Source organism: Methylotuvimicrobium buryatense 5G (genome assembly GCF_000341735.1).
Classification (GTDB): Bacteria; Pseudomonadota; Gammaproteobacteria; order Methylococcales; family Methylomonadaceae; genus Methylotuvimicrobium; species Methylotuvimicrobium buryatense.
The window spans coordinates 4,007,924-4,034,388 of sequence record NZ_KB455575.1 but is presented as its reverse complement, the minus strand read 5'-3'; the positions used below and the strand labels follow the sequence as shown (position 1 = coordinate 4,034,388).

Annotated in this window: 17 protein-coding genes; 2 read left to right on the top strand and 15 right to left on the bottom strand. The window is 54.4% G+C overall.

Annotated elements, in window-relative coordinates; translation table 11 throughout:
- The first annotated feature begins 130 nt into the window (after positions 1-130).
- Positions 131-529 (top strand): hypothetical protein, encoded by a 399-nt coding sequence (locus METBU_RS24670; RefSeq protein ID WP_144053592.1) that lies wholly within the window; start codon positions 131-133, stop codon positions 527-529.
- Between the two features lie 211 nt (positions 530-740).
- Positions 741-2,840 carry a polysaccharide deacetylase family protein gene (locus METBU_RS0118110; protein WP_017841966.1) on the top strand — a complete coding sequence of 700 codons (2,100 nt, stop codon included), beginning with the start codon at positions 741-743 and terminating at the stop codon, positions 2,838-2,840.
- Between the two features lie 384 nt (positions 2,841-3,224).
- Here METBU_RS0118110 and METBU_RS0118100 read toward each other — a convergent pair whose 3' ends face one another.
- The 15 genes from METBU_RS0118100 to METBU_RS0118010 all read right to left on the bottom strand — a co-directional run bounded on the left by METBU_RS0118100 (position 3,225) and on the right by METBU_RS0118010 (position 25,772).
- On the bottom strand, positions 3,225-5,174 hold the full coding sequence (locus tag METBU_RS0118100) for a transglutaminase TgpA family protein (RefSeq protein WP_017841964.1): 1,950 nt from the start codon (positions 5,172-5,174) through the stop codon (positions 3,225-3,227).
- Entirely contained in the window at positions 5,171-6,145 is a 975-nt protein-coding gene (locus METBU_RS0118095; protein ID WP_017841963.1) for a DUF58 domain-containing protein, read from the bottom strand. The genes METBU_RS0118100 and METBU_RS0118095 overlap by 4 nt, the downstream gene beginning before the upstream one ends.
- A 750-nt stretch (positions 6,146-6,895) precedes the next feature.
- A complete protein-coding gene (locus METBU_RS0118090) occupies positions 6,896-7,801 on the bottom strand; it encodes an AAA family ATPase (RefSeq protein ID WP_014146992.1) in 906 nt (301 codons plus the stop codon).
- Between the two features lie 66 nt (positions 7,802-7,867).
- Positions 7,868-8,569 (bottom strand): hypothetical protein, encoded by a 702-nt coding sequence (locus METBU_RS24665; RefSeq protein WP_014146991.1) that lies wholly within the window; start codon positions 8,567-8,569, stop codon positions 7,868-7,870.
- A gap of 413 nt (positions 8,570-8,982) precedes the next feature.
- Positions 8,983-10,467 carry a type II secretion system protein gene (locus tag METBU_RS0118075; protein WP_017841961.1) on the bottom strand — a complete coding sequence of 495 codons (1,485 nt, stop codon included), beginning with the start codon at positions 10,465-10,467 and terminating at the stop codon, positions 8,983-8,985.
- Positions 10,458-13,136: a S8 family serine peptidase gene (locus METBU_RS25475; RefSeq protein WP_175421707.1), complete on the bottom strand. Its 2,679-nt coding sequence runs from the start codon at positions 13,134-13,136 to the stop codon at positions 10,458-10,460. The genes METBU_RS0118075 and METBU_RS25475 overlap by 10 nt, the downstream gene beginning before the upstream one ends.
- Positions 13,137-13,624: 488 nt before the next feature.
- Positions 13,625-14,875, bottom strand: a complete 1,251-nt coding sequence (locus METBU_RS0118065) for a hypothetical protein (RefSeq protein WP_138767233.1) — start codon at positions 14,873-14,875, stop codon at positions 13,625-13,627.
- Positions 14,876-14,879: 4 nt separating this feature from the next.
- Complete coding sequence (locus tag METBU_RS0118060; protein ID WP_017841958.1) at positions 14,880-17,261, bottom strand: DUF3438 family protein; 2,382 nt, start codon at positions 17,259-17,261, stop codon at positions 14,880-14,882.
- Between the two features lie 827 nt (positions 17,262-18,088).
- Positions 18,089-18,529, bottom strand: a complete 441-nt coding sequence (locus METBU_RS0118045; protein WP_017841955.1) for a hypothetical protein — start codon at positions 18,527-18,529, stop codon at positions 18,089-18,091.
- 20 nt (positions 18,530-18,549) lie between these two features.
- Entirely contained in the window at positions 18,550-19,767 is a 1,218-nt protein-coding gene (locus METBU_RS0118040; protein ID WP_017841954.1) for a type II secretion system F family protein, read from the bottom strand.
- 300 nt (positions 19,768-20,067) lie between these two features.
- Positions 20,068-21,876: an ATPase, T2SS/T4P/T4SS family gene (locus tag METBU_RS0118035; protein WP_017841953.1), complete on the bottom strand. Its 1,809-nt coding sequence runs from the start codon at positions 21,874-21,876 to the stop codon at positions 20,068-20,070.
- Positions 21,877-22,212: 336 nt separating this feature from the next.
- Positions 22,213-22,866, bottom strand: coding sequence for a hypothetical protein (locus METBU_RS0118025; protein WP_017841951.1), 654 nt, complete (start codon positions 22,864-22,866; stop codon positions 22,213-22,215).
- Positions 22,863-24,260, bottom strand: coding sequence for a hypothetical protein (locus METBU_RS0118020; RefSeq protein ID WP_017841950.1), 1,398 nt, complete (start codon positions 24,258-24,260; stop codon positions 22,863-22,865). The genes METBU_RS0118025 and METBU_RS0118020 overlap by 4 nt, the downstream gene beginning before the upstream one ends.
- 373 nt (positions 24,261-24,633) lie before the next feature.
- Positions 24,634-25,203, bottom strand: a complete 570-nt coding sequence (locus METBU_RS0118015) for a DUF2939 domain-containing protein (protein ID WP_017841949.1) — start codon at positions 25,201-25,203, stop codon at positions 24,634-24,636.
- Between the two features lie 173 nt (positions 25,204-25,376).
- Positions 25,377-25,772: a hypothetical protein gene (locus tag METBU_RS0118010; RefSeq protein ID WP_017841948.1), complete on the bottom strand. Its 396-nt coding sequence runs from the start codon at positions 25,770-25,772 to the stop codon at positions 25,377-25,379.
- Positions 25,773-26,465: the final 693 nt, after the last annotated feature.

Genomic DNA, 26,465 nt, shown 5'->3' with positions numbered 1-26,465 from the left:
CGAGAACTCAACGAAACTCTTCGAATGGTCAGTCATAAATCGTTTCGATCCAACTAAATTGCCGATTCATTTAATTGTCATATTTCGGCTCGATAATAACCTGTCGCCCCTTTTACCCCAATTAATAATGATGCTCAGTTTTAAAAAAGCCGCCTTGCCGATAGCGATGATTATTTTACAAAGTTGCTCTGGTATATTCACCCAAACCGAACCCCTAGAAAACAATCGAGGTTACTTCATAGATGCCTCGAATTGCTTCAAAACTTCGATGCGCAAGGAGCGCATAAAAGTGCCGGCCGGGGGCGGTATGACCGAGGTCGAAATCCCCATATTTTACGATGCCGGCACCTTTACAAACTGCATGCGTTTTGCCGGACACAAAACGCCTAAGATCGATTTAGAAGACTATTTGACTGTTTCGCGCCAGTGTTATTTGGAAGCTCGCGGCTTGTCGAATGCAGACGATATCTACGCCGACTGCGTGCATCGAAGCAGAATCGGCGTCGAATTGCTGGAAGACGATGATTAACCCAAGCATGTTGCCCACAAAACACACGCAAATCACGAAAATATCTAATTAGTTATAATTTTCCTCGCCTTCCCAAGCAGTAGCTCTCACCGTTATACACAAGTATAAATATACCAATTGTGCAAAAAGCAGCGGCCGGCATAGTCGACAGATTGATTAAGAAGACCTACACTTTTATCATTCTCGGCCGTTGAAATCATAGGACATAAAGATGAGTATTTTTTCCAAACTATCGGATATCAATTGCCCCGAATCGCTTGCTTGCGATGCCTCGGGAAAAAATCCATCATTCGAGATCAGCTTTCGCGCCGACGGCATAATCCCGTTTCCCCAAGTGATATTGCATGGCGAAGGCCGGCAAAAAATCATAAAGGATGAGGCGATCGGCAGCCGGGCCGACGACAAAGGCGGCTATATTTATACCGCAAAGATACCGGCCGGTTTATTTGCCGCAAATCACATCCATATACAGATCGAAGGCTGCCGCCAGGCCGACTTGAGCCGGGCCGGAGGAGACGACTGGATCAAAGTCTACCGAGATCTCCGGCTAGAAGCTCCTCCCCGCGCCGCACGAAAAATAGAGATTGCAGACGGCATCAAGGTGTACTTCAGCATTCACAAACACATGCACCAACCTTATTACCGCGCGGCCGACCCCGATTATTGGGATGGCGAAAAAGACGAGATCTTCGGCTCCCGCGTCGGCAATTACACCGGTTTCCTACCGGCCGCGGTGCGCCAATATGACGAAGGAAACTTGCCGCATGCCGGCCTATCCACCAGCTGGAGCGGTTCGCTGATCGAACAACTCGATCGCTGCGAAGCGCAAGGCTTGTGCGGCGGCCGTTTCTCTGGCTGGAAAAACGAGTTGCGCGGCATCGCCGGCGCCAAAACCGCACTCGGCAATCCCCGCATGGCTTTTTCCGCGTTCGGCTACTTTCATCCGCTGATGGCGCTGATCCCGGAGCGCAACATCGTGCGCCACATTCAGTGGCACCAAGACGCCATACGCGCCCACTTCGGAGCCGAAGCCTCCAAAGTCTTGTTTCCCCCGGAGACCGCCTTCCATGTACGCATGATTCCGGCACTGAAGGAGGCAGGCATCGAGGCGGTGATCTACGATTCCATCCACCGCTACCGCGCCTGCCGCGACTATCCTTACGCCGGTATCAACGAAGGCATGCTGCCGCCCAACCCCGCGGAACAAGTCAACCCGCCGATCGACGATTGGCTGCAACTGCACAACATCTGGGCCGGCTCGAAAATTTCTCCAAGCCTGATGCGGCCCGAATATATCGCCTACGAAGACCCTGACGGCAAGATTCATAAAATCATCGGCATTCCGGCCGAGCGCTACATCGGCAACGAAGACGCCCGGGGCGGCTTCGGCGCCTTACAATATGCTGACGTACTCGGTCAGGTTTACGATCGAATCGTCGAAACCGGCAGTTTCGATCCGAAACATCCGCCTTTTTTTCTGCTCCATTCAGACGGCGACAATCACGGAGGCGGTGCCGACAGTTATTATCATCACAACACCGGCGAACTGGTGCGCTGGCTGCATCAAGACCCGCGCTTCGAACTGACCACCAGCGAGGATTATTTGCAGCGTTTCCCGCCCGACCCGGCTCAGGCCGTGCATATCGAACCCGGCTCCTGGAGCGGTGCCGATAACGGCGATCCGCAATTCATGAAATGGTTCAGCCGCTACGACCAACCCTACTCACCGGACCTAAACTCGTGGGCCGTTCTAACGGCACTGCAAAACCTCGTGCATACGATCGAAGACAGCGCGCCGGAACATGCCGCGCTGCAAGAAGCCTCGCGCTTGATGCTCACGGCCGAAACCAGCTGTTACTGGTATTGGACCGGTCAGGACGTCTGGGATAAACAAGTCACCGAAGCGGCCAATAAAGGCTGGCAATTACTCGGCAGCGCCGTTAAACAAGTCGGCGACAGCACCGGACCTACCATTTTCGCCCCCTGGGTTACGCCGGAAAACCCGGGCGGCGATTGTTGGGGACAGGGTTGTCTTAAAGCCGCGCCGAGAGAAGCCACGTTGCATACTTTCATCCACGATCTATCGGGCCTGAAGCGCTCGACACTCGTACTGCGCACAGCTTCCGGCGAGAAACGCCTAGATCTCAACAATCACGGCCCATATCCAAGCCACACCGGCGCCTCGGTATCGGCCGATTATTGCACCGCGTCCTTACCGGTCGGGGCAGGCAATGTGCGCTACTACATCGAAGCCGAAGACTCACGCGGCAATGTCTCGCGCAGTGCATTGGAGAGGATTTATTTGGCATGAAGTCGGTAGGTAACAATCCATCCAACAGGGTCGCTCTTGCGTAGGATGGGTAGAGGCGGAAGCCGAAACCCATCGTTTTTCGCCGCCGCCGGTTTTCCTGCCGGACGGGTGTTATCAATCCGGTCGCAATGCTTTTTTGCCGTTTGCGGGTACCCGTGATGGGTTTCCGCTTCGCTGCTACCCATCCTACAAGGTCGCTCTTGCGTAGGATGGGTAGAGGCGGAAGCCGAAACCCATCGTTTTTCGCCTCGCCGCCGGTTTTCCCGCCGGACGGGTGTTATCAATCCGACCGTAATGTTTTTTGCCGTTTGTGGGAACCCATGATGGGTTTCCGCTTCGCTGCTACCCATCCTACAGGGTCGCTCTTGCGTAGCCCTTCCGAATTCAACATCGCAACCCCGAAACCTTCCTTCTCAAGCGCCTAAAATCGCCGTCCGAATCCGCACGCTGATATTTCAATCTAACGAATATCTCGGTAATCTCATCGATATCGCGCGCCAATTCCGGACAATGCACCTTTGCTCTTTGCGCAAAATCGATCGGTCCTTCGCTGCTTGCTCTCTCCACGCCCAACCGGGTCATTTTCCGGCAAAATTTCCGATACAATTTCACCACCGGATCGTCACGCTTGCCCCAAGGCCTCAACAACATACCCGCCAAAATCAACATCACCGCAAGCCATACGGCCAGCAAGCCGAACAACACCTCTTGCCAATGCTTCAGATGAAGGCGATTCAACAGATCGCTACGCGTTCCGCTGCCATAACTCACGATCCAGCGCTGCCAGTAATATTCCAAACTATTCCAAAACTGCTCGACCGGCTTCAAATCGGACCAGGAATCTCGAATTTCCCGGTCAATGGGCGCCGCGCCCGCCTCTCCGAACTCCGAACGCTCATCCCTAAGCGAATCTTGCGAGGTCTGAACCGGCATAACGGCACTCGTAGGATCGACCCGAACCCAACCCTTGCCGTCCAGCCAAACCTCAGCCCAGGCATGCGCATCCGATTGCCGGACTTCTAAAAATCGGCCGATTTTATTGAACTCGCCGCCCTGATAACCCGTAACCACACGGGCCGGAATATCGGCGACCCTCAATAAATAAACAAACGCCGTCGCATAGTGATTGCAAAAACCCGTTTTGGCCTCGAACAAAAATGTTTCAATCGGACGATCCGGCATCAAAGGCGGTGTCAGACTGTATTGAAAACCCTGCCGCCGAAACCACGCCAACACATTATTCAAATACCGCTCGGGCGCCTCGTCAAAACCGTGTAATTGCCGAACCAAAGACTCGACTTCAACGGAAGGCTCGCCGGGTAATTGCCGGTTTTCCGCATACTCCGAACGCGTAATACGACCGGTGTTGTAGTGCGAATAAGACACCAGCTTAAATTCGGCGGCCTCCTCGCTCCGAACCCGACTAAGCAACTGATAATTGGCATCGCGCCGCAACGAGTCATCAAACTCGACGGGCATCTCCAGCCCATACACCCATGAGTGAGCTTGCGGTTCCAGCAACAAGCGATAGGCATACGATTGACCGGATACCTGCAAGGGTTCTTGATAATACTTGGCATGAGCATTAGTAGACCTGCGCCACCGAACACCGTCGGTAAAACTAAACACCGGGCCGCGCCAATACAATTGATCCTTAGGCGGCATCGCCCCGTCAAACTTGACCCGGAACGCCAGTTTGGGCGACAAAGCCAATTGATCGAAAGCGCCCGGCTCCAAAATATCGCCGAGGCCCGACTGCGCCCGATGCTTATCGTCATTCAAAAATGCCCAGGCAGGCGCCTGCACCCGAGGGAACACCATGAATAAAATTGCCGTCATCGGCAGGGCCTGCAAAAACAAATACGAAATCCTGCGCAATACATCGACGCGAAACAGACGGCCATGCTGATTCACGGCGACCAAACAGGCCAACAACAACAAACTGACCGACAAACCATAAACGGCGGCAACGATGTTTTGCCAATACAAAAACTGAGCGGCAATGACGATAAAGCCCAAATAAGCAATCAAATAAACATCGCGCGGCTTATTCAACTCCAACAACTTCAAGCCCAAGGCCGTCACAAACAAGGCCGTACCGCTACCGATCCCCCATTCGCCTCGATGATGAGCGACCAGCAAACCGATACCGACCAACATCAACACCGAAGCAGCCATGCCCTTAGGCAGACAATTCGGATAACGAATACCGCAAAAACGCCAAAACCACAACACCCCAAAAAATACGGATAAAAGCGGCGGAATATGACCGACGTGAGGCAGCACGATCAAAGCGACCGCAAATAACAAGCCTCGCAAGATACCTGCATTCATGATCGCTCGCCCTCAAAAAGAGCCAAAGCCTTCAAGCAGCGGGCTCGATGCGAAGCACCGTGATCCGGCGGAATACGGCAGCCCGGCAAACGCAAGCCATAACGCAAACCGGCCGTATCGGCATCCAAAATCCAGCGGCATAAACTGCTCAAACGATCTTCGGTTCGCTCCCCGAAAGCCTGCCCATAATCCAACCACAACTCGGTGCCGACCGACTCGCCGGCATATTGTTTAGACAACAAGCCTTGACCCTTGGCATAAGCCTTCCAATGAATCTGGCGCAACAAATCTCCCGCCTGATATTCGCGAGTGCCGATAAAATCGTCTTGCCCGCCGCGGTCGCTAACGCTCTGCCCGGCTGCGTCAGACCCGCTTGCGTCCGGAAAAGGCACGACATCCCGAGCCGGCTTCGGATAAACCAAAATCCGATCGCTAAAGCGCAGCGGCGACCAGGCCCGGAAAAGACCCAACGGATAATGACTGGCCAGCGTTATCGCGCCAATCGAATGCCAACCGCGTTGTTGAGTACGCATATATAAGGTGAGCGTTTTACTTTGCCGAGCCTCCAAATCGAAAACCGACTCGTTTTCCAGATGCGCCGACAAAGCATAGCGTCGAGTGTCCGTCGGATTACTCACCGTCAATGACAAACCCGCCGATTCGCCGGCAAAAACCGGGGCCGCATAACCGGTTTTTACCACCAACCCGGCCAGCGCCCGATAGGTATGCAAAATCGACACAAAAAATAGGCTAGCCAGAAAAAACGCCAAGCCGTACACCAAATTATTGTTATAAATCAGAGCGATCAACAACAATAACACAATGGTATAAACCAAGCTCAGCCCCCGCTGCGTCGGCAAAATAAAAACCCGCCGCCGCGTCAACTCCAACGGACCGCTCGCAGACTCGCCCCGCCTGAAAAAACGCCCGAACCCGAAACCTTGCTTCAATGACGCTAGATCTGCGTTCATCCCACACCTCTAACCGTAATTCGTTTCAAAATATACCTTTCGCAATCTTAACCAATGAGACCTCGATACCATTTATTGTCACTTAACACCCTTGGATATCCCACACCTAACGCTAGTTGATCCGCGTAGGGTACGCTGTGCGTACCATGGTAACCCCTCGATGTTCATGCGCCAGCCGAACCGTCAGGGCACGGCTTTGGTACGCGCAGCGTACCCTACAATTTATGTATAACGATGAGCGCGGGGCGGGTTATTCAACCCGCTCCGAACGTTTCGATTTGCTCCAAACATTTCGGTTGTAATTATTCACAGCCCCTATCGTTCCCACGCTCCGGCGTGGAAATGAAAACCGAGACGCTCTAGCGTCTCGTACCGCTGGAGCGGTACTCAGGCATTCCCACGCAGAGCGTGGGAACGATAATTTCCGGGGGACTGAATAGTTACTTTCGGTTTGCTTTGGCCACGGGCGAAACGTTTAGGACGGGGTTTAAACCCCGTCCTGCTCAGATACCGGTTCCGAAGAGGGTTCGGTTGCTCGACCGACAGGCGTCGGCGGCAGGAAAAGCCGCCGTCGAGCCTACATGGACGTATTCACCCAGCACCTAAATTCCATAGCCCATTGGCTATGGTTAACTATCTTGGATAATTTAGGTGCTGGGTTCACGGCGTCCTGTCGGGCGAGTGACCGCACCCTCCCCCACGTCTCAAACTTTCATTTACCGGAGCGTCGGCGGCAGGTAAAGACAGCACTTAAACCACCGGCACGTTTTGTAAAATCGGCGCCACGATAGCCTCCGAATTCCCCACCCCGGAACGAATCCGGTGCCCCGCAACCGCCGGCAATACCGCTTGCACATCTTCGGGCAACACCGCGTCGCGATTGGCCAACAACGCCCAAGCCTTAGCCGCGTTCAGCAAAGCCAAACCGGCCCGAGGCGATAAACCGCAATGATACTGATCGGATTGCCGAGTAAACGTCACGACCGCCAACACATAATTCAACAAAGCCGGCGAGGCATACACGCGCGCCACTTGATCCTGCAACTGCAACAAACGCTCTGCCGGCATCATCACCGGCAAATCCTCAAGCAAGCGATAGCGCGCCTCGCCGGACAACAACGACAACTCGGCGCGATGATCCGGATAACCCAGCTCGATCCGCATCAAAAACCGGTCTAATTGCGACTCGGGCAAAGAAAACGTACCCACATGATGATTCGGGTTTTGCGTGGCGATCACAAAAAACAACTCGGGCAAAGCATACGTTTCGCCGTCTACCGTTACTTGCCGTTCCTCCATCGCCTCGAGCAAAGCGCTTTGCGCCTTCGGCGAAGCGCGATTGATTTCATCGGCCAAGATCATTTGCCTGAAAATCGGGCCGGGATGAAACTTAAACGCATGCTCATTCGCCATAAACACCGACGAACCGATAATATCCGCCGGCAACAGATCGCTGGTAAATTGCAAACGCTGATAATCCATACCGAATAATTTAGCCAGCGCATGCGACAAAGTCGTCTTCCCCACGCCGGGTAAATCCTCGATCAACAAATGCCCTTTGGCCAGCAAACAACACACCGCCAATCGAATTTGCCGATCCTTACCCAGAATAATTTGATTCGCTTGGTTAATTAACGCTTCTAAGTCATGTTCCATACTGTCAATCCTTCTCGGTCGAAAATAATGTCGCGCAGGTCAGTGCCGCCAGAACCCGCAACAGTGTTAATAGTTATCGCAAGGCTCATTACGACCGGGATCGGGCATGCGTAGATAAAGCACCCGGTCGTCGTTGCGGTCGGAGGCATCTAGATTGCTAATCGTGGTATCAATTGCGGCGTCTTTTGGCCCAAGCCCATGCCCAGGTCCCGCCGAAACCAACCGCGCGTATTTAAAGGGATCTTCTGAGTCGCTGGTATCGATTGGAACTTGTAGAACAATCGGTCTGCCCCAGGCGTCGAATACATGATACAAATCTAGGTCCAGATCATTGTGATCGATATGCACCGTACCGTTTGGATTGCTCGACGAATCAAAAACAGCGCCGAAGCTGGCATGATATTGATCAGTTGATCTGCCACCGGTCGATAAATACGGATCTCGCAAACCGACTGCGGTCTTGGGATTATATTTATCCCGACCTCCAGCCACGAATAAATAATGCAAGCCATATTTATGATCGGGATTGTCTTTTGGTGAAGGATAATGGCCCAAAGTATCCATGTAATAACCCGGCCCCGCAGAACCACCCATGATTGCCTCTTTCACAACCGTCATCGACGCATCGGTCGCCCGGCACATCGCCATTTGCCCGGTGCCGACGACATAAGGCACCATCAACCCGGCCAGCGCAATCAACACCAGCAAGACAACACTCAACTCCAACAACGTCAAACCGCGTTGCAAAAAACAAGAACATCGTTTCATTCGCTCAAATCCTCAAAATACATGCTGCCGAACGGGTTTCCTGCCGTTTGCGGGAACCCATGATGGGTTTCCGCTTCGCTGCTACCCATCCTACAAGGTGGCTCTTGCGTAGGATGGGTAGAGGCGGAAGCCGAAACCCATCGTTTTTCGCCTCGCCGACGGATATCTTGCCGGATAGAGATCATAAACCCGTCCGAAACGTTTTAATGGTTCCCACGCTCCGGCGTGGGAACCCAGGCGGGGACGCTCCAGCGCCCCCGAACCGCGGAGCGGTTCGGGCTGCATTCCCACGCCGGAGCATGGGAACGATGGAATGTTGGGAGCGATCCGACTCCTTGTGGGAGCGACGCCTTCGTCGCGATTTCGAAGCGCTGCAGGATGGGTAGAGGCGGAAGCCGAAACCCATCGTTTTTCTACCAATTTATTACTGGCAATGAAGTTCTGGGATATATTGTTATTGGTTGTGGCTTACTTTCCCAGGGATAAGGTATCGTGGTTTTGCAGCCATCAACACCTCTCTGGTAATAAATTGCAATACGTGCTTCACCTGTTTTGATCAAACTGTTTACTGGAAAATCGAAGACTAAATTATGTATTGCTCCATCTTCATAAATAACTGGCGTAGATGTTGGAATAAGTGTGTCTATTGATCCATTTGAATAATGATATACCCTGAGGCAAACCAACCTTGACTCGCCAGCCACTCCATCCCCAAACCAGTTAGATGCTGGTGTTGTAGCCTCACAACCAGCACGAGTCTCTTCATCTTTATCACTACAACTATTCCATGTATTACTAGCATCTGCATCTTTACAAGCCGTTTTATTAGAATATGCTGCATCGGAACAACCATATCCCTCGCCATACCAAATACCATCATTATCTTCGCAGTCAGTTTGTGTTGTATAGACTGCTAGGCTGCAGGATTTCCATGTTTTACTAGCAGCTTCACAAGTTGTTTTATTGGAATAACTAGGACTAGGAGAGCCCGGAATACCTTCACTACATCCGCCATACCATATTCCTTGAGCTGCTTCGCAATCTACCCGAGTTGTATAAGACGCATTGCTGCAATGACTATCCATTGAAAACACTCTTCCTTGGAGTTTCACAGTAATGCCGGGGAAAATATCTTTTTGATAATCGCTTACTAGAATCTGCGTGAAGAAATCACAATTGAAATCATTTGAACAACTACCACCGTCATAGACTTGATCCTTTCCGTAACTGATAATTTTTAAATCGTTGATACTTGGTGTATTTTCCAACTCCCAACCATAATTGCTTATTGCCTCATCAATTGAAAGAGTTCCGGGTTTATCCACTCCTGTTCGTCCCCAACCATCAGTAAATGTATCCGTGCCATCGGGATTACCAGACACATTTAGATATGGGCCGCGCCATCCATAACCTAAGCCTGACTCCAAATGAATTTGCCAACCAAGCCAGAGACCACCAGCTATCGAACAATCTATTTGCGTTGTGGAAACATCATCAGTACACGGAGTGTCAAACCATGTCCACGATCCACCATCACTTTCACACTCCAATAAAGATTTTTGAGTAGCGACACCGCCAACTATGCAAGCACTGGCCTGAAGTAGATCACGTACGCTCCCCGGCAACCGCCCCATATCCGCCACAAACCCGCTAATCGCTTGCTGGCCGTTAATGATCAACCTCGGATTGCCGAGGATTGCGTTTCGGATCATTTCCAGGCGTTCTTTGGTTTGTTCGTAACGCACTTGAAAGCCTAGGTCGTTGGTCGAGCGTATCGCGATGGTTGCCAGTACGGTTAGTATCAACAGCGTTACGGTCAGTTCGACTAGGGTGAGTCCTCGCTGGCGACGTTTCGGGGCGGGCATTCGGTCGATTCTGTCGGTCGCTATCAACGGCATCGTCTACCTCCCGGTCTGGAGTAGAGCGTTTTCAATATCTGCAAATCGCTTTGTCCGACCAGGCCGTCGCCGTCCAAGTCGTAGGCCGGTTTATGATCGCCCCGTCGATAGGCGCTGAACAGGCGGCGCCAATCGGCTTTGTCCACGCAGCCGTCGCCGTTGATATCGCCGGGCACCGCCAGTAGTTCGATATCCAGCACGGCTTGCGCGCCGCTTAAATCGACCGGCGCGTCGGTCGACACTTCCGCTTCGAGCAGTAAGCGCCGGGTCGGATTGTTTCTCGGCATCACGCCGATGCTAAAAGCCGCCGTGCCGCCGGAAGGCAAGTCGGGGAGTTTGCATTCGACTTTCTTTCTGTTGAAGCTCGGGCAGCCGTCGACGTAGCGATAGCGGAGGAATTTCGGCAGACCCTTGGCGCTTACCTGTAAATTGGTCAAGGTTTGTCCGCTGAAATTGTGCACTTCGAAGCGATAGGCGAATTCGCGGCCGGCAATGACGAGAGGCTCGATTGCCTTTAGGGTTAAATACACGGAGTCGGCCGCATTACCGGCTTCGCTAAAAATCCGGTCCGCCTTTACCAGACCGCAACCGGTCCCCCAGTTGAAGTCGTCCGCGAATTCACAGTCCGGATTGGGTGGAGCCGGTTGTGAAACATTGCCTGCGGGATCGTGTAGCGCCAGGCTGCCTTTACGCATCGCCAGATGAACTTGATCGGGGCTTAAAAACGGAAACGCCTGTTTCAATAAGCCCGCCAAGGCGGCGGCATTCGGCGCTGCTGCCGAGGTGCCGGTAAAATTGGGAAAGCCGCTGCCGTCGTTGTCATTGCCGAAAAATGTCGTGTCGCTATTATCGGGCGCGACGATATCGGGTTTAAGGCGCTGTTCTGCCTGATTGTGCCTGATACCGTCCCGATTGAAATAAATCGGCGTGCCGCCCGCCGATGAAAAATACTGAATTTTGCTGTCTGTAATCGGCGTTCCGAACCACGGCGTTTCCTCGTAGGGAATCGCGCCGACCGCCATCGCGCCGGCCGCGTTGGCATGACCGTAAACGGTGCCGCTGTGGGTGGGGTAGTGGTCGATAGTCAAGGGCACGACATCTTCGATATCGCGGTAAAGAATCAGTTCGCGGCCGATCAACGCGGCCTTGAAACCTTCTGGAATGAACCAAATAGACAAATAGGGTGCACCGATGCGATGAAATTCGTCTTTGTATTCGATTAGAACATTGCTGTCGCTGCCCAGAAATAAAGGTCTCTCTTGCGTATTGATTTCGACAATTTCACGTTCCAATACGACAACGGCCTTGCCTCGCTGCATCACTTGCCCATCGGGCATGACCAAAGCCGGGGCGCCGTTGTTAAATTGCACGCTAAGCTGTACCAATTCGTCTTCTTTTGCATCCGGCCAAGGCGCGGGCGGGCCGAACATTACATATTTAACATGCTTGGGCGCGGGCCCGGCCCGATGGCTGATATATAAATAAAACTCGGTCGTTTCCATCGAGTGTTCGATGCCAAGAATCTCGACCGGATTGTGTCCGATATTGCTGTCCTGGCTGCTGGTCACGATGCGCCGTTTGCTGTGATCCAATAAAAACAAATCCAGATCGGTTTTCGCGCCTGCTCCGCCGGCGATTTCAGCCGGGTCGTCCCATTGCAACACGATGCGCACACCCGTGTTTTGAGGTATTGTGATTTTCTGATAAAAATCGGAAGCCTGCCCCGCCGCCTTGCCGAAATCATGCGCAGTATCGTACGACAAGGGCTCGCGGCCCGACACGAAATCGTTTTCGTAAGACAGCCTGGCCATGTTCCCCGCCGAAGAAAAATAAGCGACGCCGCGCGCCTTGACTTCGTCGACCGATTGCGCGATCGGCCCGTCTTGGAACATCGGCATGGTCAGGTATGCGATGTCGTCGACGATGATATCGGCGCCGGCATCGGCCAAACGCTGAATGCCTTGGGCAAAGCCGGCCGCGCCCATCCATGCGGTATAAAACATCTGCTTCGCCCCCGGAGCGATGTCGTAAACCAATTGCATCATCGCCCGGCCTTCGTCGCTTAAACCCTCATCGCAAAACGGATAGTCCTGCAACACGACGACATCGTCCGGCAGATCGCCGCTTAGCACGTCGTCCGCCGCGCCATCCAAACAGTTGTAGCTGTCGGACAAGACGCCGATCGTCACGCCGCTGCCGTCGACGTTATAGCGTTTGCGCACGACATCGGTGAACATCGCCGCATCGGCCGCGTTGTAGGCCAAGCCGCCTGGCGGTCCCAGCGCATGGCGCGATGCGCTCGATGCTTGCACCCAATTGACGCCGGACAATCCTTCGAGCTCATGCAAGCTTTCAATCGGAAACACGCCGGAAACGAGTTGTTTATAGCGGACCGCGTGCATCATGCCGAGTGATTGCAAGTGTTCGAGCAGCGTTTCGGCCTGTGCCGAATCGGCTGCCGAAATGTCGATCACGACATAGCGATGATCGATCACCGACAGCGTTCGGTCGGCGGAAACGAAACTCTGAACGGGTTTGCCGGCAGCGCTATGCTGACGGAATTCGGCTTGCAAGCGTTGCAGATGACTGCTCAAGCGTATGTCCGCGCCCTGTGCCGACACGCCGCAACAGACCATCAATAAAAACACTAAACGGTATCGATTCATCATAAGCATTCAAATTTAAGTGAAACGATGGGTTTCGGCTTCCGCCTCTACCCATCCTACGCAAGAGCCGCCTTGCAGGATGGGTAGCAGCGAAGCGGAAACCCATCCTGCAGCGCTTCGAAATCGCGACGAAGACGTCGCTCCCACAGGGAGCCGGATGGCTCCCAACATCCCATCGTTCCCACGCTCCGGCGTGGGAATGCAGCCCGAACCGCTCCGCGGTTCGGGGACGCTGGAGCGTCCCCGCCTGGGTTCCCACGCAGAGCGTGGGAACCATTAAAAGGTTTCGGACGGGTTTATGACCTCTATCCGGCAAAATATCCATCGGAGGCATGAAAACGATGGGTTTCGGCTTCCGCCTCTACCCATCCTACGCAAGAGCCGCCTTGTAGGATGGGTAGCAGCGAAGCGGAAACCCATCCTGCAGCGCTTCGAATTCGCGACGAAGGCGTCGCGCCCACAAGGAGCCGGATCGCTCCCAACATACGCATTCAAAATTGTAAATTAATGCCTAAATTCACGCCGACCGACTCGCGCGACAGGTCTTTGAATCGCGACTCCACGACCTCGCCGTTGGCAAAATAAAACCGCTCCTGCCCTGGATCGCCCTGCCATTTTTGATAATCGAAACTCAGACTCAAGCCCCAGCCCTCGGGACGCATATAACGGTATCCCAACGATCCCAGATAACCGGTTGCATCGGCTTCATGCTCGAAACTATCGGGATGACGCACATCGGCCAACTGCCGCCAGTCGCCGGATGCCTCGTAATCAGCCCAATGATACTGCGCGGAAACAAACAACTGGTGATAGTCGAGCCAGGTCAAAGACGTATCCAGGCCGACCCAAGGCCCTTGCCAACTCGCGGCATAGCGGTTTTCTTCCACGCCTTGCATTACATAACGTTGCCGACGCCAGGCATAACCCGCCAAAGGCGTCGCGGCGAAGGCAACCGATTCGGTATCGCCGACCTGTAGGCGGTAGCCTAGTCCGACCGAGACATCCCAACTATAACCGTCACCGGCATTTTGAGAATTCGGAGCGCCGTCGAAGCCGGCTTCCTGTCCGCTGCCGTTCAAAACCCAGGCGTAACCGGCATCGCCGCGTAGCGTAATGCCGCTCGGCGAAACGATATCCATGCGGCCTTTTAACTTCCAGGTGTCGAGGTCTTGCCATTCGACACGCGTAATCGGGTCTATCGCACCATCCGCCGAAGCGACGCTCCACGCCAGGCTTTCCCGTTGATAACCGATATCGCCGGCGACCAAAACGCTAAAATCGTCGACCACCTGCCGCCGTTGCCGATGCCGGGGATATTCGTCCAAGGTTTCGGCTTCGGCCTCCGGGTCGAAAATGACCATTTGAAAGGACGTCATTTCATCTTGATCGAGTCCGGCCGTTATATTCGTTACCGGAATCGGCGCGGGCGGCGTCTCGAAGACATGCATGTTAAGCTCGGGCACTTGTCCCCACGCCGAAACGGAAACCAATCCCACTAGCGCAAGAAACCGACACCGCTTTTCCAAAAGGCTCCGTCGAATGTTGTCCGGTCCTGTTACGATTAAAGAGCGAGCATGAAATAACTTCTTCAAATGCAGGAAGGGGGTTCGGTGGCTCGCTTGACTGGTGTCGGCGGCAGGGACAGACGCCGTCAAGCCTACAAGGATGTAATCACGGCGGCCTGTCAAGCGAGTTACCGAACCTCCACAAAGCTGACTGTTTCGCGAAGTTATTTTGTGCATATTCCTAACCTCCGCCTACCGGTAAATGGGCGATGATATCGTCGAACGGTTCGGCGGAGATCAGATACAAATAGGTCGAATCGCCGAAATCGCCTTGCGCGGCAAGATGATCGCCCTCCAAAGTCGCCGCCAGCCAGCGCCCCTTGAGCTGCCTTTGATCGATCGCGACCGGTTGCGGCGACGCATTGCGTACTTCCAGCGCAGTGACATAAACCCCGCCTTGCCGCCAACTTTCAAACGGCAATATCCGAATCGACTCGTTCGGCAACAATGCCAGCGGTGTTTGTTGTTGCAATGCGGCCGGTTGAATTTTGGCATGGGGTTGGCGCTGTTCCGGCAATACCCGAATCGATTCGGCCGCATAGCGCGTCAAGTCCATATAAGTTTGCTGCGCCGAAGTCGATTCCGAGCGCGAAGCGCCGGATCGTCCAGGAAACTCTCTGGAATCCCCGCGCCCCCGATACTTATCGGTCGCATCTTGCTTCATGTATTGCTTATAGGGCTGTTCGAGCACATAACCTTTATGCCGCCGGTCCGGATTGCTGTAGACATCCATGTTGTCCATCATCGGCGCGTTCGGATGCACGCTGTTTTTCTCGGCCATGGCTCGGCTCACGTCTTGCGCTTCGGCCGGCGTGCCGATGATATGCGGCTTGATGACGATGACCAGTTCGCGCCGCTCGCGCGCCTGCGCCTCTTCGCGAAAGAAAAAACCCAATAGGGGCAAATCGCCCAAGATAGGCACCTTGTTTTCCCGGCTGCGCGCGCCTTCCTCGATCAAGCCGCCGACCGCGATCGACGAACCGTCATTGGCGACAACCGTGCCGCTGAAAGTCCGTTCCTGGACCAAATCAATACGCGCCTCGACCAGCGCATTAGCCACCTGTACCGGAATCGTCGCTTGATCGTTGGCGATCGTGGATTGCTCGACCAACAATTGAATGGTCACGGTGCGGTCGGCATTGATATTCGGCGTCAACAACAAAGTCGTGCCGATCGCGCGGGTATCGGTTTCCGGCACCAGAATCGGTTGAACGATTTGCTGGACGGTGCCGGTTCCGCCCGGCGTGCTCGATGCCGAATAACCGCTGACGATCGGCCGTTCCTCGCCGACGAACACGCGGCTGACTTCCTGGTTGGTGGTCATCAACATCGGCGTCGCCAACTCGGTCACGCGGCCTTCCTTTTCCAATAACTGCAAACGCATCTCGAACTTTTCGCTGATCACGGTCGCCAGCAAACTCGGATCGAACACGGCGGCCGCGGTATTGATGGCGCTATTGAGCGCGCTGGTCGCATTCAAGGTCGAAATATTGGCATCGCCCTGACGAATCTTGAAATCGAATAAAGAGTCGTAACCGTCCGACAAATCCAGAGACAGGATCTTGACCTCCATCAACAACATGGAACTCTCGGTATCCAGTGTTTTGTACAACTGACGTATTTCCTGCATCGCATCGAAATCGCGCGTGCGAACCAAAACACGGTTCTGGTGCTTGATAACGCCGACATAGATCGGCGCCTGCAATTGCACGCTTTCTCTCAACAACGTACGTCCGCGTTCGGAATCGCCCGCCAGAAAGGTTTGCGGGTCGTCCGCATATTTACGCATCAACTCGGTCTGGAGACGCATTTGTTCGTCCATTTCGACTTGACGATTGGAGCGCATGTTTTGTTGGCCGCCCATACCTCCCATACTGCCGCCCATGCCTCCCATACCGCCACCCATGCCGCCGCTCATGCCTCCCATACCGCCGCCCATGCCGCCGCCCATGCCGCCGCCCATGCCTCCCATGCCGCCGCTCATTCCGCCCATTCCGCCGCCGCCGCGCGACCCGCCGGAGCCCAGCGTCGTCTGGCTATCCAACATATTGAAGCGTTGAAAACGCTGACTCAAATCCATCATCAGTTCGTTTTGGTTGCGCCCGTAGCTCAAGCGCACCCGCTCCATGAACAAATTCTGTATCGTTTCGGCCAAATCCAGCGCGTTCTTTGCGTTCTTCATCGTGAAGATTTCGGTTTCTTCCCTTTTAAACTCCACCTGCTCCATCCGATATTCCTTGATCGTGTAAATACGAATGATGTTGGCGCTGCCGTCGTGCTGATACCACAAATTGTAGGTTTTGGAGAGTGCATCGATCACCTCCATCGGCGTAATGTCTTGCAAATACATCGTGATGTGAATCTGCGCCGCTTCCTGCGAAGCGATCACATTCAAGCCGGATTGATCCGACAGGACTTTCAGCGCATCGCCGACAGAGATATCGCGAAAATCCAATTGCGCGATTTTCTGCTCCGGGCTCCTTAGCGCATGCGCCGAAGTATGAAAGCAAAGCCCGGCCCACAAACCGGCCAATAACACGCAAAAACGAAAAATCCTGAGCATTTTTAAATCCGAAAAAAACCTAAACACCGAGCATCACTGCAAAATCAAAGACTGATTGAATTCAATCAGATGAACTTTATCGTTCCCACGCTCTGCGTGAGAACGACAGAAATGCCGGTTCCGAGGAGGGTGCGGTTGCTCGACCGGCAGGCGTCGGCGGCAGGGAAAGCCGCCGTCGAGCCTACAGGGACGTATTCACGGCGTCCTGTCGGGCGAGTGACCGCACCCTCCCCCAACGCGCCCGCACTTTTATCGTTCCCCCGTTCTGCGTGAGAACGCTTGAGTACCGCCCCAACGGCACGAGACGCTGGAGCGTCTCGGTATTCATTCCACGGCTGGAGCGTGGGAACGATAAACAAACCGGCCAATAACACGCAAAAACGAAAAATCCTGAGCATTCTTAAATCCGAAAAAAACCTAAACACCGAGCATCACTGCAAAATCAAAGACTGATTGAATTCAACCAGATGAACTTTATCGTTCCCACGCTCTGCGTGAGAACGATAGAAATGCCGGTTCCGAGGAGGGTGCGGTTGCTCGACCGGCAGGCGTCGGCGGCAGGGAAAGCCGCCGTCGAGCCTACAGGGACGTATTCACGGCGTCCTGTCGGGCGAGTGACCGCACCCTCCCCCACGCGCCCGCACTTTTATCGTTCCCCCGTTCTGCGTGAGAACGCTTGAGTACCGCCCCAACGGCACGAGACGCTGGAGCGTCTCGGTATTCATTCCCACGCTGGAGCGTGGGAACGATAAACAAACCGGCCAACAATACGCAAAAACGAAAAATCCTGAGCATTCTTAAATCCGAAAAAACCTAAACACCGAGCATCACTGCAAAATCAACGTTTGATTGAATTCAAGTAGATGAACTTGAACATGCTCGGCCGTTATTTCATCGATGCGCAAGTTCAACAGCGCGCCGTTGTGCATGATCGACACGCTATTATCCAACCGCATATGCAGCAAGCTATTGCCGACGCGTAACACAACCTTGCCCGCCTTTTCGGTGCGCATCGCCTTGGCGACCAACTCTATCGTCGGAAAATTTTGCCGGGCGGCTCCGGCGCTTGATGAGGGGGCTTGAGCCGGCGCCATGTTTTTCACCGCTTGACGAAAATTACCGCTCATTTGCGTCGGGTCGCGCAAAACCTCGGTCGCTTCGGCAATATTGCCTCGCGTCAACGCCTTGCTGCGCACAACATCCGCTTGCGGCGCCCGATCTTCACCGGCAACTTCGCCGGTAGCCGAACCGCATATCGCAGCCAGCATCGACACTCCTAACCAAAACCTCATGACGGACTGCCTCCGGCGGCCGAAAACATCGCCACCAAAAAAGCGGCATACACAAAACCGACCACGCCGCCGACGATAATCGTCATCGCCGGCGCGATCATCCCGGTCAAGGTCGCGATGGCCCGTTGCAACAGCTCATCGTGATAGTCAGCCATCTCCTGCAAGAGCTGATCCAATGTGCCCGAACTTTCGCCGACACGGACCATTTGCAACATCAACGGCATATAACCCGATCGCGGCGATAGCGCATCGCCCAGCGCGACGCCGTGCAAAATACTGTCTCGCGCATGACCAACGCAGCTAGCCATATATTGATTGACATGCAGCTTTTCCATCGTTTCCAACGCTTCGACGATCACCACGCCGCTACGCAGCAATAAGCCCATCGCCCGCGAAAACATCACCGTACCGGACAAACGAAAAACATAGCCGAACACCGGCACCCGCAACGCGTAACGGTCTATCCACCAACGACTCGTCGGCCAACTATAAAACGCGATAAAACAGGCCGCCGCCGATACCAAACCGATTCCGATAAACACACCGTTCGCCAAAAACCAATCGGACACATCGATCAGCGCCTGCGTAATCGGCGGCATCGGCTTACCGGTAATCTGCAGCAATTTTTTGATCTCCGGCACGAGACTGGTCAACATAAAAACGACCAAACCGATCGCAAACAACAACGTAAACAGCGGGTATTTCAATGCCGAAATAATCTGTTTTTTCAACTTGCGGCTCGCTTTTACCTCATGCGCCGCCTGATCCAGCACCGTCCCCAGATGACCGGTTTGCTCGCCGACGCGCACTAACTGAATCGTAAACTGGCTAAAAATCGAATGTTCCGCCAACGCCTCGGTAAACGAACTGCCTTCTTGAATCCGATCGCGCAGCTTGCGCCAAGTCTTGCGGGTGCCGAACCGCGCATGCGCCAACGTCAACTCCAGTGCTTCCAATAAACTGATACCGCTACGCAACATCACCGCGATTTGATGAAAATTATGCTCGATATCGCCGTTATGCATCGACCGGTAATCCAGCGGATTCAGACTAAATTGCCCGCCTTCGCCTTTGGGTTTCTGCTCGTCGATACCCAGCACCAACAAACCTTGCTTGCGCAAAGCGGCAATCGCGCGCTCCCGGTTCGGCGACTCGATACTGTCAGCGACTTGCTGCCCGCCACGATCGCGGGCGGTATAAGTAAATAACGCCATTATGCAATCACCGATGAATGTCGCCAGCAATTCCCAATTTGGGGATCAAAAAGGGTGTGGGGTATGCTTGGCGAGGATGTCGGCAGCGGGACAGATTTTTGCTCCTCGGCAATTGCTCCTGCATTGCCCTAATACACGCCATCCATGGCGTAATGCAAAATCTGCATTCACGCCATCCTTGGCGCTTAGCTGCCGCCAAGCCCCCATGGATGGGTTTACGGCGTTCCTCGACAGGCATACCCCACACCCTAAGATCGGCGAAACTGCTCAAACTGGGAATTGCTGGAACAGCGCCGCGCACTACCATGAAGAAACCACTTGCAGCACCTCATGAAACGACGTCTCCCCGGTTATCATCTTGTCGATCGCATCGTCTATCAAACCGTGCATACCGGCTTCGCGCATATTTTCGACCAATTGCGCCTCGCCGCGACCTTGCGCGACATCGCGGGCCCAATCCGCACGCAGCTCCAACAACTCGTACAAACCGATACGCCCGGCATAACCGCGATTGCCGCAATACACGCAACCGGTCGGATCGTAAATTCGCGCGCCGGTCAAATTAGCTCGCCCTAAAATCAACGCCTCTTGTTCCGTCAACGGACGCGAAATGCGGCAATGCTTGCACAAGCGCCGCAACAAGCGCTGGGCCACCGCCAAACGCAACGCCGCCGCGACCAAATAAGGCTCCACGCCCATATCGATCAAGCGCGTCACGGTCGCCGCCGCCGAATTGGTATGCAAGGTTCCAAGCACCATATGCCCGGTCAACGCGGCCTTGATCGCGATATTCGCAGTCTCCTGATCGCGAATCTCGCCGAGCATCACGACATCGGGGTCGTGCCGTAAAATACTGCGCAAGGCCTTCGCGAAATCGACCTTGTTCGACGTCGGATCGACCTCGCACTGCGCGACGCCCTCGATTTCGTATTCGATCGGATCTTCTATCGTAATGACGTTTAAATCGCGGCTTTCGAGCAGCATCCGAATCGCCGCGTACAACGTCGTCGTTTTGCCGCTGCCGGTCGGCCCGGTCAAAATCATCATGCCTTGAGTCCGGCGCAGAAAACTTTCGATAATGCGCTGATGCTCGCCGATAAAGCCCAGCCGGTCCAACGTCAAAGCGCCGGTTTGCAAGGCCAACAGCCGCATCGTGATGCGTTCGCCGTATTTGGTCGGCAGTGTCGCGACGCGAATGTCGACGCGCCGCCCGCCTCTGACGAATTGATGCGAAAAACGTCCGTCTTGCGGCAAACGTTTTTCGGCGATATCCAAATTCGCCATGACTTTCAGACGGCTGGCCAACTCGGTATAGGCCCCGTGTTTAACCACATCGTAATTTTCCAATTGACCGTCGACGCGAAACCGGATGCGCGCCCCGTTGAAACCCGGATCGATATGAATATCCGAAGCTTGGCGAATATAGGCCGCATACAGCAACTTATCGCCCAAGTCGACCGCATCGTTGCTTGCCGCGCCCGCCACCGGCAACGCCTTGACCGTCAAGGCGTTGCCGTAAACCTCGTGAATGACCTTATCCAATGCGGACTTGTCGACATCCCATAAACGAACCGGCGACTTGACCAGCCGCTCCACCGCATTGGTCAAGCCGGCATTGATCAGGCTTCCCGTCGCGACATGCACGACCCCGTCCATCGCCAAAAACGGCAGCAACTTTCGGCGCACCGCGATCGATGCCGGAATGCGCAACGCGCAAGAAGGATCGATGCGCACGCTTTCAATGTCCAACCGATGCGAATCCGGCGACAAACAAACATGATCGATATATTGGATACCTAAGCGCGTTTCCGGGCCCGACACCTTGACCCATCGCACGACCGCCTGACGCGTCATGCGCTGATGCCCAGACTGTATCGTCAAGGTCAAGGTCACGTTTTCCCGGATTGCGCAAACCTCGTCGCGCAGCACCAAACCGGCTCCACCCGAAGAGATATCCTCGACAGCCGTGGTCAGCGACAGAACATCGTCGGTAAATAAAATCGCCTCGCCATCCTGAACCGGCTCCCGCGCCTGAGCACGTAATTCCTCATGGCTTTGTTGCGCCTGATTTTGCCAATTCTTCAACGAAAACCCCGGTAATTGCGTCATATCTTCAACTTATTAGAATTCATTGTGCCGTCTTCGGCTAAAACTATGCTTCCCCACGCTCCAGCAACCCGGCGCTGAGCCGCTTCCATGATGGGTTTCCGCTTCGCTACTACCCATCCTACAGGGCGGCTCTTGCGTAGGATGGGTAGAGGCGGAAGCCGAAACCCATCGTTTTCACCCTCGCCGCCAAATCTCCCGCCGGACGAGTTTTCTTGACTCGGCCGCGTAATGTTTCCCTGCCGTTTGCGGGGTCCCCATGATGGGTTTCCGCTTCGCTGCTACCCATCCTACAGCTCTACCGGGCTGCATTCCCACGCCGAAACGCGGGAACGATAACTACATCCACAAAATCAACTCCCACTCCAACTCGCCCTGCCTGAGCGCGCCGTCTTCCGGCGTCTGCATCGTCAATTGCACCGGCACCCCCTTAAAACCGCTCGCGGCCAACTCAGCCATCGCCCGGTACATATCCAAATAAGCGCCGCGCAACGACAACCGGCCGACCAGAATCGTCCGCGCCGATTTGCCCTGACCTTTACCGGCTCCGGAACTATCCGATCCGCCCTCCGGCTCGACCCATTGCAACACCTCCCGCAACGACACGCTCAATTGCTCCGCCGGAAAACTTTCGCGCTTTTCCTCGATCACCCAAATGTTATGCCGCATCATGATCTCGGAAAGCAGCGCCGTCGCCTCGTTGATCGACGACTCGCCGCTTAAAAAACCGGCAATCTCCAACATTTTCTTGCCCAGCTCGGACTGCTGCCGTTGCAGCGTATCGATTTGCTGCCGCGTTTGATCGACCTGATTCATCACGCCCGGCAGCGCCGCCGGCGAAATCCCTTGCCGATACAGCCCCTGATAAGTCTCTTCGGCCTTTTGCATCTTTTCGGATAGCAACCCGCTAACGAACACAAAATAAATCACAGTAATCGCCATCCCCGGTAAAATCCGTTTCAGCAGACGCTCGCGCTTTTGCTCGGGCGTCATAGCGGCGTCTGCTCCGCATGCTCGATAAAACCGCTCAACCCGTTATCGTCGATCATCACGGAAAACTCCCAGGGACCGCCCCCTTCAAGCAAGACCATATCCTTCTTGGACGGCGCATTGACACGCCAACCGAGCGTCGACAAAACCGGCTCCAAGCGATTGCTCAGCCGGTTCGGTAAATCGGCCTCTAGCGCGACGCCCGACACCCGCAAACCCCCATTGACAACCTCAACGCTCTCGATCAACAAATCATCGGGACTGGCCACGGCCAAATGCTTCAATAGCGCGGCCGGACGCGCCTTAAACGCGCTCAACGCCTTCGGAACCAAATCGACATTACCCTGCAAAGTCTTTATCTTCTTATCGAGCTTGCCGATTTCCTGCTGATTTTTATAAACCGACTCGCGATAAACTTTCAGATCTTGTTCCGCTTGCGTCAACGCTTCGGTCTTGTATTCGTAATCCTGCGTTTGATACAACAGCCAGGCGCTGTGACTTACGCACAGCAACGCCGCCGAAACGCCGCTGCCGATCATATAAAACAACTCCCGATTGATCGGAACCTTAGGATTCAACAGCGGTACGCCGACTGCATCCTGCTTGATCAGATGCTTCGCCCAGTGCGCCAGCCACTGCGTCAAAGCGGCCTCATCGGTCAAATGAAATTTCGCATCGGACTCGGGAGTAAATTCGATCTGATTATTCAACAACACTTCGGTCTTATCGACCGCGCCGATTTCCAGCAGCCATTGATCGAGTTCTTCATGCCACTGCGGATGTTGCTCCTTGATCATGATTTGCAACGTCATCCCCTGGTCCGGCGTTTTTGCAAGCGCGAAAACCGTCGTCGACCAACACTCGATACGCCACCAACTCGACTTGCCGTCTTCGGACAGCAGCACAGGCAAGCCGCCCGGATGAGACAAACCGGCCAACGCGCAACCGGCTTTTTTTAAAACGGCCGCGGTGTCGGCCAAAGTTTCCTCCGCGATCAAATTCAACCAATAATGACTCATGTCTTCATCGCTGCCGAGAAAGCAATACGCCAAACGGTTTTTGCCGATAGACCTGCCGGTCATCGCCTCATATTCGAATTGCAAGGCCTGCTCCAGCATGTCGCCCTCGATGCCTTCAACCTGCGCCGAAGGCAAACTCAACGCGTGCGTATTCAAACGGACATAGAACACCCAGACCTTGCGGCCCAGCGGAGACGATTTGGAAATAATCTGTTCAAGCGCGGCCGGCAGCTTTCCGGCCTTGTCGCAGTCAATGTCGAACACGTTCAAAGCGTCTGTGATAGCGCCCTTGCGGTCGGTATCGATACGGAACGTTTTGACTTCGGTGATATACAGCAGCGTATGGGATGGACGTGAAAAAAATTGAGGCAGTTTCATTTAGAGTAATAATTATCCGACTACCGAAAATAACAAGTAAAAAAGTATCGGCGCTACAGCACTTCTGAAAAAACAGCTTAAGTAGCCCATGATGGGTTTCCGCTACGCCTCTACCCATCCTACAACGAAGCTCTTGCGTAGGATGGGTAGAGGCGGAAGCCGAAACCCATCGTTTTTAACCCGCCGGCGAATCTCCCGCCGGACGGGTTTTATTTCCAGTTCCTACGGTCTCCATGGGAATTCATGTCGCAACGCTCCGCGTTGTTGGACGCAGAGCGTCCGGGTAGGCATTCCCAAACAGAGTTTGGGAACGAGGAATGTGGCACTTGCGTAGGATGGGTAGAGGCGGAAGCCGAAACCCATCGTTTAAAACTTACTTAGACTCCAACCCCAGCGACTGAGTAAAGCGTTTTAAAATGGCATCGGCCGGCAAATCGACCGCGATCGCTTGCCATTGAAACAAACCGATGCGCAGCAAAACCAATTCGGATTGCCAAAGCGTTTCGGGATTGGTAAAGCTGACCCGCGCCTTGATCGGCGACTCCCAACGGACGGAACCGTCCAGCGCCCAACAACCGGCTTGGCCCTGCGCTTCGCCGTTCGGGTCATCGGTCAACTCGCCGCACAGCAAATGCCTGAAACCTTGCGGCCCGGCCAACAGCCGCGCGGTGCTTTCGACCAGCCGCTTGCCGTCCGAATTGTCGCGCAATGCTTCGCGCGTGTCGTTTTTCATATCCGCGTACATGCGCAAATCCAACATGGCTTCGAGCAACTTACCGGCATAGGTTTGCAAATGATCGGTTCTCACCAGCGCATGCCATTGCGCCTCGTCCCGCTCGTCCGCGGCCTGGGCAATCGAACGCATCGTCCACCAAGGGCCCAATGCGAAAGCCGTACATGCCGCGAGTAACAGCAACGATAAAAAACGAAAAGGTAGCGCCATGTAAATCTATTCTCTCTATAAGTTACGTTTCCCTGCCGTTTGCGGGGGCCCATGATGGGTTTCCGCTTCGCTCCTACCCATCCTACAACGGGGGGCTTGCGTAGGATGGGTAGAGGCGGAAGCCGAAACCCATCGTTTTCACCCCCGCCGCCAAATCCCTCTATCCACGCAACCTATTCAGAAGTTAATTCGGCCTTGCAACGGGCAATGACATTGCCGCTAGGCGTGGCGGTGAAGCCGCCGAAGCCGTTGTAAAAGTAAGGCCCTGGATGATCGTATTTAATCCGGCAAGGCACGTCGTCGCGTTCGACGAAAGCCGGTTGCACATCGCCGTCGGTATCCGGAGTGACGGTACAAGAAGCGATCGCGAAGTTTTTGTTGATGGTGACTTTAACGCTGGCAGGGCCGTGATATACGCTATCGCCCGCTTCCGAGGCGATATTGCAGCCGCCATTGCCTTGGTTTCCGAACGGGTTGATGACGATAGGCGCAGGCGGCTGCATGGCGCTGGCCACGCTCGCGGCAAGCAACAAAGGCAGTGCGGTAATAAGTAAAGTGCTCTTTTTCATAAAGTTTCAAATCTCAATGCAAATGTAAATAAAAACCCCATTCCGAAGCCTGCGCTAAGGAATGAGGACAACTTTCCCCCATCTCGTTTCCACGCTCCGGCGTGGTAACGATAAGCTTGCGTAGGATGGGTACAGGCGGAAGCCGAAACCCATCTTTTTTCACCCCGCCGCCGAATCTGCCGCCGGACGGGTTTTACAACACCCTATCAAGTTGGCTCCCACGCTTCAGCGTCCTCGCACCGCGGAGCGGTGTGGGATGCATTCCCACGCTGGAGCGTGGGAACGATAGCTAGAGAGCGGGAACGATGGCCGAACCGCGGGAACGATAACCGGACCGTGCGAACGATAAATTCAAAAAAAGGGGTGTTGCCACCCCAACAGAGATGCATGCAACAACATCAACACCAAACATCAACTAAAGTCTTGGCGAAACTTCACAATGGTCACCACCCGGAGCACGTAGCCCGTATGCAGCGTAGCGGAATACGGGATTGGCGTGGCTCCTGCCGTTTGCGGGCGCCCATGATGGGTTTGCGCTTCGCTGCTACCCATCCTACAGGGTGGCTCTTGCGTAGGATGGGTAGAGGCGGAAGCCGAAACCCATCGTTTTCACCCTCGCCGCTAAATCTCCCGCCGGACGGGTTTTATTGACTCGGCCGCGTAATGTTTCCCTGCCGTTTGCGGGCGCCCATG